Consider the following 12,713-nt stretch of genomic DNA (forward strand, 5'->3'; position numbering starts at 1 on the left):
TATTTTTGTAGTGATAATTGTAAAGCCGCGACCAACTCTCCGCCAATCCAGCCTAACAGCAAGGTGACTGATAATGACATTATTGAATAATAAACAACCACTTGCCCATGAAGTCGTTGAAGACTCTAATCCGACTGACAATATCGATTTTCAAACCATTATTAGTCGTCGTTTAAATCGTCGTAGTATCCTAAAGGGTGGCACAGGATTGACGGCGGCGGCTTTTTTTGGGGCGCTACCTTTGGTTGGCTGTAGCGATGATGATGACAGCAGTCCTATCAACAATACTGATAATAACGCGGCTATCCCTGCACAGGGCGATCTCAAACGTCCTGAGACTTTGAAATTTACGGCAGTGGCGCATTCAACTGCCGAAACGATGAGCGTGGCAGCAGGCTATAAAGCCGAGATGATATTACCACTTGGTACGCCGCTGATATCTGGTATCGATGATTGGAAAGACAACCGAGAGCAGTCGGCAGAGTCATTCGAATGGCGCATGGGTGATAACCATGATGGCATGTGGTTCTTTGGTAAAAAGGGCGGCGCTTATGATGCCAAAGCGGCAGAGAATGGGCTGCTAGTGATGAATCATGAATATGTAAACAGTAATGAGCTGAGTCCGTTTGGCTATCATGTGATCCAAGATAACAACGCCGCGCCCATCTTTAAAAATCGTCGACTTGCTAGTGATGTGCGCCGTGAGGTTAATTGCCATGGTGTTGCGGTGGTCGAGATGACCAAACGTACTGATGGTAAGGGTTATGAGATGGTGGCTGATTCGAAATATAATCGCCGTCTCACGAGTAGTAGTACGGCGCAGTTAACAGGGCCCGTTGCTGGCTCTGATTTGGTCAAGACTAAGTTTGATCCGACAGGCTTTCAGACGCGCGGCATCAATAATAACTGCGGTGCAGGTTTGTCACCTTGGGGCACCTATCTGACCACCGAAGAGAACTTTTTAGGGGTATTCGCCCGTGGGCAAGATGCTAGCCAATTAAGTGATGGGCAAAACTATGGTCGCGAGCGCTACGGTGCAACAGAGGATTTCCCAGGCTGGGAGTATCTGTGGCACACACCTGAAGCCAAAGATGCCAAGATAGCCGATGAATTTTCGCGCTGGGATATGACCGCCGTCGGTACCAGTGCTGCTGACGATTATCGTAATGGCTTTAATACCTTTGGCTATATCACCGAAATTGACCCGTTTGACCAAAACTCTATGCCGCAAAAACGTACGGCACTGGGACGTTTTGCCCATGAAAACTGTGCTTATGCGCCCGTTGAACAAGGCAAACCGGTGGTTTTTTATATGGGCGATGATGCTCGCGGCGAATATATTTATAAGTTTGTCTCCAAAGCCACATGGTCAAATAGTGATATCGGTGGTGGCTTAAAAGCGGGCGATAAGTATTTGAATGATGGGACGCTCTATGTTGCTATCTTTAATGAAGATGGCAGCGGTGAGTGGAAAGCACTCGTCCATAGTCAAAACGGACTGGATGCTTCCAATACGGTATTGCCTTTTAATGGACAGGATGAGGTGTTGGTTTTTGCTCGTGCCGCAGCAGATGTGGTCGGCGCCACCAAAATGGATCGACCAGAGTGGGTGTCGGTTAGCCCTATGACTGGTGAGGTGTACGTCACATTGACCAATAATAAATACCGCGGCGTACGCGAAGATCAACCTGTGTCAGCCTCTAATCCGCGTAGCTATCAGGCAGGTGAAAAAGCGGCAGGTAATGACAACGGTCATATCATTCGCTGGGCAGAAGCAGGTGGTGATCATGCGGCCATGAGTTTTGAGTGGGATATTTATCTGTTTGCTACGCCTTATGATCTGGCCGCAGAAAATTTGTCACAGTTAAATGATAGCAATGATTTGTCTTCTCCCGATGGTTTGTACTTTGATCCACGTGGCGTATTGTGGATTCAGACCGATGATGGCGCTTATACCGATACCACCAGCTGTATGTTACTGGCGGCGCTGCCGGGTAAAGTCAGTGATGGGACAGCCATAACGACCTCAGCAGGACAACAAACACGAGTTGGGATGCCTGCTAGTAATGACAATATCAAACGTTTTTTTGTCGGTCCTGAAGGCTGTGAAGTCACAGGTATTACCATGGCTCCTGACTTTAAAACCTTATTTATCAATATTCAGCATCCGGGTAATACTTGGGGCGCTATTGCTGGAGGCAGTACGCCGCGCTCAGCGACCGTAATGATTACGCGTGAAGATGGCGACGTCATACTGGCAGAGTCGTTTGTCTAGTTAGACATTTGCATGAGTAATGATGTGTCTTTCTCAACAAAAAAATCCCAAGTCATGGCTTGGGATTTTGTATTTTGGAGGATAGTTATTAATATGCAAGCATTGGTATTAAAGGATAGCGCCTTTCTTTGACAATAAAGATACTTGATAGTTAAATCATTCTCTTCTGTTTATGACAATTACAGGATAGTATGGAAAATCCTTTCAACTGCTTGATATGTTAACACTATGACCAGTCCAAAACCTTTAGAAATCATTCATGATTTATTTGCCACCACTCGGCGTCCAACTGCTATTGAGTCGGATACTGGTGAAGGTTTTCAGGGCGATGTCTATGAAGAGTTGGCGAAACTCGAATATATCTATGTCGATGAGCTGAGCGCCGAGACGGTAGATAACAGCTATAGTAAACCGCATCAGCCCATTACTTTGGTTGATTTTTTTGAAGGATTGGCTCAGTTGGCAACGATGGGCGTGGTGGAAGTCACTGATATTGTAGAGGCTATCCATCGTGAGATTCTGCTGCGTCCTTTAGGGCGGTTTAATAAAGGCAATATTGAGCACTGGCAGCGCGGTATCACGGGGCGGATTTATGGCACGGTGCGTTATACGATGCAATTGGTGGGCAATAATCTTGCCTCAGGGCTGCGTCTTTATAACACTGTTTCTAAACCCAAAAAAATACAACCTTTACCCAAAAACTTACGTCGCTTGGTCAATATTCTAAATGGCGTCATGGGCGATCATCTTATCACTCATCACAATCCATTGGCAGTATCGATGGTGCTATACGATGAATACAATCGTGTACAAAGTGGCGCGCTGTCAGGGCGTGTTATTATCTTATGCCATGGGCTTTGTATGAGTCACTTGAGCTGGCAGGTATCTGGAGAAGGCAATTTGGGTGAAGCGTTGGTCAAGCACTTGCCAAAAGCGACGGTTCTGTATTTAAACTATAATACGGGTCGGCGTATTTCTAGCAACGGACGCAGCTTTGCAAAAGTCTTGCAAGATTTGGTTGAGAATAATCCAGACGTCACTCAGATAGATTTAATCGGTCATAGTATGGGTGGCTTGTTGAGCCGTAGTGCGTTGTTTTACGGTAAAGAGCAAGGCTTTAGCTGGGTCAAACGCGTGGGCAATCTTGTCACCTTAGGCTCACCGCATCATGGCGCAAGCTTGGAGCAGATTGGACATTTTGTTCAAGATAAAATTGCTAAGCTGCCTTTTGCAGGATCATTGGCTAAATTGGGCGACCTGCGTAGCGCTGGTATTATAGATTTACGTTACGGCAGTATTCGCGATGCTGATTGGAAGTCTACCGAAGGGCGCAGCGTGCTGCCAGCAGAGTTTCGTCATCCCACGCGTTTGCCCCTGCATGTGAATACCTATTTAGTGGCGGCAGCTTTGATTGAAACTCATTATGACTCTAAGACCACAAGTTTGCTTGGGGACGGGTTGGTCTCAGTAGAGTCAGCGCTCGGCGAATATACCGAAGAGCATACGCTAGCAGTACCAGAGGGACATAAGGCGATTTTTTATGGGGTCAATCACATGAATTTAATCTACAGCGATAGAGTACATGAGCAAGTTATTGCTTGGCTGTTGGACAATAGGCTAGGCGATGCCCATGATGCAAAGTATGGGCTTGATAGTCGTATCTATTCTTATCCAGAAGTGGATGAAGTGGCCAATTAAGCGTGCTCGAAACTAGGGCGTGTCCTCAATTCACTCGATAGTCATCTAAATGGGTTAAAAATAGCTAAATCTTGCCAAACATCGTCAAATAGCTTGTTAATATCTCGATATTATCTACGCTATTTTTCTTGTTTGACGGCAATTTATCTCATTTTTATCGCCATTTTTGAAATGAAGACACGCCCTAGTTATATCGTTAGTCATAAACTTCAAGCCATGACGTTAAAAACCCCCAAGCGTCACACTTGAGGGTTTTCTATTACTAAGCGAGCTTCACTAAATCCTAATTACTCAGAAAATATCGTGGTCACATCGTCTTTATTAAATTTATACATCTCGCCACAAAATCCGCAATCCATCTCAAAGTTACCGCCTTGCTCATCAATGATGTCTAAGACTTCTGCTTCACCGATTTGCTCAATGGCCATCTCACATTTCTCACGTGAGCAGGTGCAACCAAATGATAATGCAACAGGATCGGGCGCGACGACATTTTCTTCATGATACAAGCGATAAAGGATTTCGTTGGCATCAAGCGTGGTCAACTCTTCAGCTTTCACTGTCCGTGTCAAAACGCTCAGACGCGTCCACAAGTCATCGTCGATACCCGCATCTTGGTTTTGCTCGACTTCATAGGTTTCTTCAGCAGTACGAGGAAGCATCTGTACCAACATTCCACCCGCTTGCAGACCATCAGACGCCAAATTAATCAAGGTTGGAATCTGCGCCGATTGCTTTTGGTAGTGCGCTAAGCAGTCTGCCAAATTGTCATGGCTGCGCTCGACGATGCCTTGATAGGCTTCGCCGCCTTCAGGCTGAATGTTAATAAACAACACGCCTTGACCCATCGCACCCAATTCAGCAAATGCCTCTTTGGCATGAGTCATATTTTCCCAAGCCTGTACTTGCTCATCAGTCTCACCCTTCCAGCTAGCAAGGGCACGGATGATACCGTCTTGATTGCATTCTGCCATTGCCCAGTTTAGCAAGCTATCGCTGTCTGATGATTGCAATTGAATGGACAGATGACCATTGATTTTGACTGTGCCGATAAGCAAACTCGCTGCTGTCAGCATCTCACCCAATAAGCGCTTGATCGCTTCAGGATAAGGCTTTTGGGCTATCGTACTGGCATAGCTGCGTGATAGGCGCACCACATCACCGCGCACCGGCGAATCTTCAATAAAGAAACGTTGACGTACGTCATTGTCACTATGGTTGCCAGTGTTCTGGCTGTCCGTATTAGGGACTTGAGTATCTTGTGTCATAGGTCATTTATAGTATTAAGAAGTTGTTAGCTTTATGGGGATTCATCGTGATTTATCAATTGCCCGTTAGATATTGTTTTAAAGATTAAAGGTGTTTATTGGATAGTTATTGTGATACTAAACCCGATATCCTTAAAAAAAAAGCCTCATTAAAAATTTTTTACCCACACCCGCTATTTTGTTGTACAGTAACATTAAGTTGCATTGTGATAAATAACAGCAACAACAACCGCATGGATGCGTGGCAATAAGGTCAATGAATAAGACCTGTGTCGTCCAAGCACTCATTCAATCTTGTGATAATGTGATAAAAGGATGTATCTCATGAGCTATCTATCTTCTAGGTCTTTCTCTAAACCTTTAACTCTCGCTGCTTTTATGGCACTAGGTCTTGCAGGGTGTAATAACAGTAGCCAAACCAGCACTGATGCGCCAGCAGATGATGCAACAGCGACAGAAACCACTACCAACGGTACTCTACAAAAAATTAAAGACTCGGGTACTATCGTGGTCGGTCACCGTGACTCTTCTATTCCATTTTCTTATATCGCTGACGACCCAAATCAGCCGATTGGTTATGCGCACGATTTGGAGATGAAAGTCGTCGAAGCGGTTAAGCAAAAGCTAAACATGCCAGACCTCAACGTCCGTTATAACCTTATCACCTCACAAACCCGTATTCCCTTGGTACAAAACGGCACGGTCGACTTTGAATGTGGTTCGACCACCAACAACGAAGAGCGTCAAAAACAAGTGGCATTCTCCAACGGTTTCTTTGAAATCGGTACGCGTCTATTGACCAAAAAAGACTCAGGTATTCAAGATTTCGAAGACCTAAAAGGTAAGACCTTAGTCACCACCGCAGGCACAACTTCAGAGCGTTATATTCGTCAGTATAATGATGACAACAAAATGGACATGAATATCATCTCAGCAAAAGACCACGGCGAAGGCTTCCTTATGCTAGAAAATGGTCGCGCGGATGCCTTTATGATGGATGATGTACTACTTGCTGGCGAAAAAGCCAAAGCAAAAAATCCTGATGAATGGGTCATCGTCGGCACGCCGCAATCGTTTGAGATTTATGGTTGCATGATGCGTAAGGATGATCCTGAGTTCAAAGCAGTGGTCGATGAAGCGTTAGCGAATGTCTTTAAATCAGGGGAAATCAACAGCATTTATGACAAGTGGTTCTTAAACCCAATCCCACCAAAGAACGTCAATCTAAACTTTGAGATGTCTGACAACTTAAAAGCCTTGATTGCCAGCCCTCATGACAGCGCTCAGCCGAAAGTTGCGACGGCACAGTAATTATTGTCCTGCAACATAGCTTGCTTACATGTTCAGACTGATGTTGATGTCAATCTGAACACGTAGGATTTTCAGTCGCTGCTCGGAGAGACAACCATGAATTATAGCTGGAACTGGGGTGTGCTCTTTGAGCAGACTGGTATCGGTAATGAGCTTTATATCCATTGGATGATTACTGGTCTTGGCTGGCTACTATTGATTGGTAGTATCGCATGGGCCATTGCTATGGTCGTAGGTACTATCTTTGGCATCATGCGTACTTTGCCTAATAAGACCGCTCGTGCCATTGGCACCGCTTATGTGACATTTTTTCGTAATATTCCACTGCTTGTCCAATTGTTCTTTTGGTTTTATATTGCACCTGGCTGGCTCACGCCCACGATACAAGAGTGGTGGTATAAAGATTTATCGCCTAACACTTCAGCCATGCTCTCAGCAAGTATCGGTCTTGGCTTATTTACCGCCGCTCGTATCGTTGAACAGGTGCGTACAGGTATTGAGTCGTTGCCCGAAGGTCAGATCAATGCTGCTTATGCACTAGGCTTTAGTATTCCACAAGTTTACAAAGAAGTACTGCTACCGCAGGCTTTTCGTATTATTTTGCCACCGCTCAGCTCTGAGCTGACCAACTGCTTCAAAAACGCCTCCGTCGCCTCATTAGTGGGGGTAATGGAGCTGATTAGTCAAACCAAAACCATCAGCGAATACACCCAAAACAGCATCGAGATTTATACCTACGCGACGATTATTTATTTAGTATTTAACTTATCGTTGATTGCTATTATGGGGTTAATTGAGCGCAAACTGCGTGTACCTGGGCTCATTGCAGGAGGTCAGAAATGAACATGATGACCGAATTGGCAACAGCCTATCCTGGTTTGATGGGCGGCATGATTACCACCTTAAAAGTGCTGTTTTTGGCGATTATTGGTGGTATTAGCTTAGGAACGGTATTGGCGTTGATGCGCTTGTCTGGTATCAAAGCGCTTGAGATTCCAGCAAAGCTATACGTCAATTATTTTCGTTCTGTACCGCTACTACTGGTGCTACTGTGGTTTTACTTTGCCGTACCGATGATTTATTTTTGGATAGCGGGTAAGTATTTACAACTTGATGCTGCTTTTGCCTCTTGTGTGGTTGCCTTTATGATGTTTGAAGCCGCTTACTTTTCAGAGGTGGTGCGTGCTGGTATTCAATCGATTGGTAGTGGGCAGGTCAATGCCGCCAAAGCGCTGGGTATGACTTATGGGCAGACCATGCGTCTGGTTATTTTGCCACAAGCCTTTCGCAAAATGCTGCCGCTAATCTTGCAGCAGTGTATTATTTTATTCCAAGATACGACGTTGGTTTTCGCTATTGGTTTGACAGATTTTTTCCGTGCCGCCTATGTACGCGGTGAGCTGATGGGTTTGCTGACGCCTTACATTTTGGGTGCTGGTGCGGTGTATTTTATCATCAGTGTCAGTGCCTCCGTGGGTGTACAACAATTGCAAAAGCGTTTGCGATTTTGATAGATATTTATCTTGGTTTGCGCTTTTTGAGTGTTGAGGCTTTGGTTGAGTAGTTGATTTAACTTTTTTTAAATGACGATTATTAAAAACAATGTGGTTAGGAGCCAGTGATGAGCAAAGCTGATACATACTTAAATGCCTTTGGCGGACTGGTCACCAACAATGGTCATGCTAGTGATGAGATGGTCATTCAAATGTCCGATGTCAGCAAATGGTATGGGGATTTTCAAGTATTGAGTGATTGTACGGCGCATGTACATAAAGGTGATGTCGTCGTCGTGTGCGGGCCATCAGGTAGTGGTAAATCAACCTTGATTAAAACGGTCAATGGACTGGAGCCTTTTCAAGAAGGTGGGATCATGGTGAATGGTATCTCAGTTGGTGCGGCAAAAACCAATCTACCAAAATTACGCAGCCGTGTCGGCATGGTCTTTCAGCATTTTGAGCTGTTTCCACATTTGACCATTATTGATAATTTAACGGTGGCGCAAATTAAAGTATTGGGTCGCAAAGAGAGCGAGGCCAAGCAAAAAGCCATGGCATATTTAGATCGCGTTGGACTAACGGTACAGGCCGCGAAATATCCCGCGGAGCTATCGGGTGGTCAGCAGCAGCGTGTGGCGATTGCACGAGCGCTGGCAATGGATCCTGTAGCGATGCTCTTTGATGAGCCGACTTCTGCGCTTGACCCTGAGATGATTCAAGAAGTACTTGATGTTATGGTCGAGTTGACTCGCGATGGCATGACCATGATGTGTGTGACCCATGAAATGGGCTTTGCCAGTCAGGTAGCCAATCGTATTATCTTTATGGACGAAGGTCATATTGTCGAGAACTGTAGTAAAGATGAGTTTTTTGAAGGGGCAAAAAGTGATCGCGCGCAACTTTTCTTATCGAAGATTTTGAATCACTAACCATTTATGTATTTTTTCTCATGTAGCTCTAGGGTGATATCAAGCGTCTATTTATCAATAGGCGCTTTTTTGTGCGTGATAGCTTGATGTATTTAACAGTGATGTTGATATGATTGGTCTATAAGTGAGTAGATGAGTGCATGGCTGTTTACTGATACAATAGCGGTCAATATGCTAACAACTAAAATAATTGCTTATCTATATGGGAGCTAATATGAGCGCTGAAAACTCAGAAGTATCAAACAACGGTATCGTCATTATTGGTGCAGGTTTGGCAGGCTGGCATGTCATTGATGCCATTCGTGCGAAAGACAAAGACATTCCAATTACCTTAATTACTGCCGACAGTGGCGATCGTTATCACAAGCCAATGCTGACCATGGCTATTAGCCAAAAGAAAAGTGCAGCAGATTTGGTCAGAGCCACTGGCGTTGATGCCGCAGAAGCTGCAAATATTAAGCTACTTGCCAATACGCAAGTGACGGATGTTGACGCTAGTACTCAGCAGTTGCAGCTGATCTCTGCGCTGCGCTCAGATCCCGTCTATACCAATTACGCTACGATCGGCTATGATAAGCTGGTACTAGCGATGGGTGCGCATCCTATCTTCCCAAAAAGCTTGCCAGAGGAACTAGTCTGGCATGTCAATCATATTGAGCGCTTTGGACAGTTGCAAGAAAAGCTAGCAACTGGCAGTCAGCACGTTGCTATCGTCGGTGCTGGTATGGTTGGGACGGAGATTGCAGAGGACTTATTAAAAGCAGGTCATCAAGTGACACTCATTGATTTAAACGATGCGCCACTATCACAAATGCTACCGCCAAAAGCAACGGCTCGTATTGCCCAAGCAGTTAAGTCGCAAGGGATTAACTTTTTAGGAGGGTACCAGGTATCTGCTATTACTCGTATCAGTGATGGAAAACTGCAGGTCAGTTATGAGGCGCTAGCATCAGCGACAGAAAGCAGTACTGCTGAGCCAATCGAACCACTTATGGTCGATCATGTGATTGCCAGTACAGGTCTGACCGTCGATGATAAGCTGCCAACTGCAGCTGGTGTCGAGTTTGACCGTCGCACTGGTATCGTGGTTGATGCGCCGACCTTGCGTACCAGTACAGCCAATATTTATGCGATTGGTGACTGTATGTCTATCGATGGCGTGCCGTGTCGTTACGTCGCACCGTTGCGCGCGCAGGCTGCTACCATTGCTGATGATGTATTGGGTCTAGAGCATAATGGCTATGATCATAAGCCACCCATGATTCGCCTGAAAAACAAAGCAATCTCCGTCATGGTGACAGGCGTGCCAAAAGCGACTGGCAACTGGCAGGTCAAGACAGAAAGTGATGAAGAGTTGGTCATGGACTTGCTAAATGATAGTGATGAAGTCAGCGCAACAGTTACTATTAAAGCGCCTGTAGTGCTTAAAGCCTAAAAGATAAAGAATAAAGCATAACTGTAAAAGCGTTACAAACCAGAGCCAGTGTTGCCGTTCTCAAGCAGCACTGGCTTTTTTATATCTATAACCTTTTATATCAACCATAATCGATACGCACTGTATCTATATGATTGACAGTCTTTTGTTTATAGCGCTATATTGGCTAGGTGTGATTTAACTATTACGTCTAGTGATAAACAATATTCAAGGAAGAATATCGTATTTACGGTAGTAGCATATTTTTACTTTCTACGATTGTAGGTAGATGAATAGATGTCTCGTAAGCAGTGGCACCATATCAACACCAAATAGCACAACGAAAGGACTCGTGATGACTCAGATTACCGATTTTGACAGTACTATTAATGAAAGTACGCCTAATAACAGTATTCTCAACAATATCCCTAAAGTTAATGTAGGCGTGCGTTCAGCAAATGCGCCACTCACCCAAAGCCATGATAAAGGCATCGATGTGCCGCTGATTGAAGCGACCATCGGTGATTTTTTTGATGCCATTGTCAATAAATATCCAGAGCGTGAAGCTTTGGTTTCTCGCCATCAAAATATTCGCTGGACGTATCGCGAACTACAAGAGAAAGTCAATCAGTTAGCGAGTGCCATGATTGAAATGGGACTTGAGATTGGTGATCGCATCGGTATCTGGTCACACAATAATGCTGAATGGCTGCTGATGCAATTGGCAACTGCGAAAGTCGGCGTTATCCTCGTCAATATCAATCCTGCTTATCGTACCTTTGAGCTGCAATATGCACTGAATAAACTGGGCTGTTCGGCATTGGTATTAATGCGTCATTTCAAAAGCAGCGACTATACACAAATGATTCGTGAGCTTTGTCCTGAGATTTATCATAAGAACTATCAGCAATTGGACTTGGTCGAGATTCCAACGATTGAGCGTATCATTTGGATTGATGACTCAGACAGCGATGAGAATTTTAATTTTATGCAAAAATTCTCCGCTTGGATGGCAGAGGGTAAAGCAAACGACCCTCGCGTCGCTGCGCGCCAAGCCCAGCTTAAGAATACCGATGCTATTAGTGTGCAGTTTACTAGTGGGACAACGGGTACACCAAAAGGCGCTACTTTAACGCATCGAAATATCTTGAATAATGGCTATTTCCTTGGCGAAGGTATGAGGCTGACAGAGGAAGATAGGCTATGCATTCCATTACCACTTTATCACTGCTTTGGGATGGTGGGCGGTAATCTCGCGATATTAACACATGGTGGCTGTGCGGTTTATCCTAACGATGGTTTTGATCCGCTCACCGTATTGGAAACGGTGGAAGAGGAAAAATGTACCGCTCTGCTTGGGGTACCGACGATGTTTATCGCAGAGCTGGATCATCCAGACTTCGACAGTTTTGACTTGACCAGCTTACGTACTGGTATTATGGGCGGCTCTAGTTGTCCCATCGAAGTCATGCGCCGCGTCATGGATAAAATGCACATGAGCGAGGTGACGATTGCTTATGGCATGACCGAGACCAGTCCAGCTTCTTGTCAAACCAGCTCGCAAACGCCACTCGAAAAAAGAGTCTCCACCGTAGGGATGGTGCTGCCCGCGCTTGAGGTCAAAATCGTCGACACTGAAACGGGTGATGTCGTCCCGATTGGAGAGACGGGTGAATTACTCACTTATGGCTACGCGGTGATGAAAGGCTATTGGGGCAGCCGCTTTAAAACACGCGCGGCGATTACTGATGGCTGGATGCATACGGGTGATTTGGCAGTGATGGACGAAGATGGCTACATCACTGTGGTTGGACGTAGCAAGGACATGGTCATTCGCGGCGGCGAAAATATCTATCCAGTAGAAGTTGAGAACTATCTCTATCGTCATCCGAAGATTCGCGATGTACAAATTGTTGGTGTTCCTGATAAAAAGTATGGTGAGGTACTAGCGGCGTGGATTATTGCAAAAGAGCCAAATAGCTTAAGCGAAGAAGAGGTAAGGCAGTTTTGTTGTGACCATATTGCTCATTATAAAGTGCCGACCTACTTTCGTTTCGTCGATGAATATCCAATGACCATCACTGGTAAAATTCAGAAATTCAAAATCGTTGAGCAAATGATAAAAGAATTGGGTCTGGAGTGATTTGAGACTATTAATCACTGGAAAAGCCAGATTTTTTCTATATGTGATAAGGCTGGCTTTTTTGATTTAAGTCATTCAAGAAATTCGTCACTTAATCATGACTGATGAATTTATCTTATAATATCATTTTAAATGATACATATTGTATTACTATTATTGACAGCCTTCGATTTAAGGCG

General features: G+C 44.8%; 9 protein-coding genes. 8 read left to right on the top strand and 1 reads right to left on the bottom strand.

Annotation, left to right across the window (positions count from 1 at the left end):
- Positions 1-73 precede the first annotated feature (73 nt).
- Both JFC08_RS02740 and JFC08_RS02745 read left to right on the top strand, forming a co-directional pair.
- Complete coding sequence (locus JFC08_RS02740) at positions 74-2,275, top strand: PhoX family protein (protein ID WP_198329620.1); 2,202 nt, start codon at positions 74-76, stop codon at positions 2,273-2,275.
- 228 nt (positions 2,276-2,503) lie between these two features.
- On the top strand, positions 2,504-3,973 hold the full coding sequence (locus tag JFC08_RS02745; RefSeq protein WP_198329621.1) for an esterase/lipase family protein: 1,470 nt from the start codon (positions 2,504-2,506) through the stop codon (positions 3,971-3,973).
- A gap of 287 nt (positions 3,974-4,260) precedes the next feature.
- Here the strand turns inward: JFC08_RS02745 and hslO are convergent, their stop codons facing one another.
- Positions 4,261-5,241, bottom strand: a complete 981-nt coding sequence (gene hslO / locus JFC08_RS02750; protein ID WP_198329622.1) for an Hsp33 family molecular chaperone HslO — start codon at positions 5,239-5,241, stop codon at positions 4,261-4,263.
- A 324-nt stretch (positions 5,242-5,565) separates the two neighbouring features.
- Between hslO and JFC08_RS02755 the strand changes: the two genes are divergently transcribed.
- The 6 genes from JFC08_RS02755 (at position 5,566) to JFC08_RS02780 (ending at position 12,534) form a co-directional block, all read left to right on the top strand.
- On the top strand, positions 5,566-6,552 hold the full coding sequence (locus JFC08_RS02755; protein WP_045453598.1) for a glutamate/aspartate ABC transporter substrate-binding protein: 987 nt from the start codon (positions 5,566-5,568) through the stop codon (positions 6,550-6,552).
- Between the two features lie 96 nt (positions 6,553-6,648).
- Entirely contained in the window at positions 6,649-7,395 is a 747-nt protein-coding gene (locus JFC08_RS02760; RefSeq protein ID WP_055123453.1) for an amino acid ABC transporter permease, read from the top strand.
- Positions 7,392-8,063 (top strand): ABC transporter permease subunit, encoded by a 672-nt coding sequence (locus JFC08_RS02765; protein ID WP_060490392.1) that lies wholly within the window; start codon positions 7,392-7,394, stop codon positions 8,061-8,063. Before JFC08_RS02760 ends, JFC08_RS02765 begins: the two co-directional genes overlap by 4 nt.
- A gap of 182 nt (positions 8,064-8,245) precedes the next feature.
- A complete protein-coding gene (locus JFC08_RS02770; protein ID WP_045443837.1) occupies positions 8,246-8,977 on the top strand; it encodes an amino acid ABC transporter ATP-binding protein in 732 nt (243 codons plus the stop codon).
- Between the two features lie 214 nt (positions 8,978-9,191).
- Positions 9,192-10,412 carry an FAD-dependent oxidoreductase gene (locus JFC08_RS02775; RefSeq protein WP_227697610.1) on the top strand — a complete coding sequence of 407 codons (1,221 nt, stop codon included), beginning with the start codon at positions 9,192-9,194 and terminating at the stop codon, positions 10,410-10,412.
- Between the two features lie 334 nt (positions 10,413-10,746).
- Complete coding sequence (locus JFC08_RS02780; protein ID WP_198329624.1) at positions 10,747-12,534, top strand: AMP-binding protein; 1,788 nt, start codon at positions 10,747-10,749, stop codon at positions 12,532-12,534.
- Positions 12,535-12,713 lie beyond the last annotated feature (179 nt).

The organism is Psychrobacter cibarius (assembly GCF_016107535.1).
Taxonomy (GTDB): Bacteria; Pseudomonadota; Gammaproteobacteria; order Pseudomonadales; family Moraxellaceae; genus Psychrobacter; species Psychrobacter cibarius.

Bases quoted from the DNA above. Each gene is read 5' to 3' on its own strand.
- JFC08_RS02740 (WP_198329620.1), top strand. From the start codon at position 74: ATGACATTATTGAATAATAAACAACCACTTGCCCATGAAGTCGTTGAA.
- JFC08_RS02745 (WP_198329621.1), top strand. From the start codon at position 2,504: ATGACCAGTCCAAAACCTTTAGAAATCATTCATGATTTATTTGCCACC.
- hslO (WP_198329622.1), bottom strand. From the start codon at position 5,241: ATGACACAAGATACTCAAGTCCCTAATACGGACAGCCAGAACACTGGC.
- JFC08_RS02755 (WP_045453598.1), top strand. From the start codon at position 5,566: ATGAGCTATCTATCTTCTAGGTCTTTCTCTAAACCTTTAACTCTCGCT.
- JFC08_RS02760 (WP_055123453.1), top strand. From the start codon at position 6,649: ATGAATTATAGCTGGAACTGGGGTGTGCTCTTTGAGCAGACTGGTATC.
- JFC08_RS02765 (WP_060490392.1), top strand. From the start codon at position 7,392: ATGAACATGATGACCGAATTGGCAACAGCCTATCCTGGTTTGATGGGC.
- JFC08_RS02770 (WP_045443837.1), top strand. From the start codon at position 8,246: ATGGTCATTCAAATGTCCGATGTCAGCAAATGGTATGGGGATTTTCAA.
- JFC08_RS02775 (WP_227697610.1), top strand. From the start codon at position 9,192: ATGAGCGCTGAAAACTCAGAAGTATCAAACAACGGTATCGTCATTATT.
- JFC08_RS02780 (WP_198329624.1), top strand. From the start codon at position 10,747: ATGACTCAGATTACCGATTTTGACAGTACTATTAATGAAAGTACGCCT.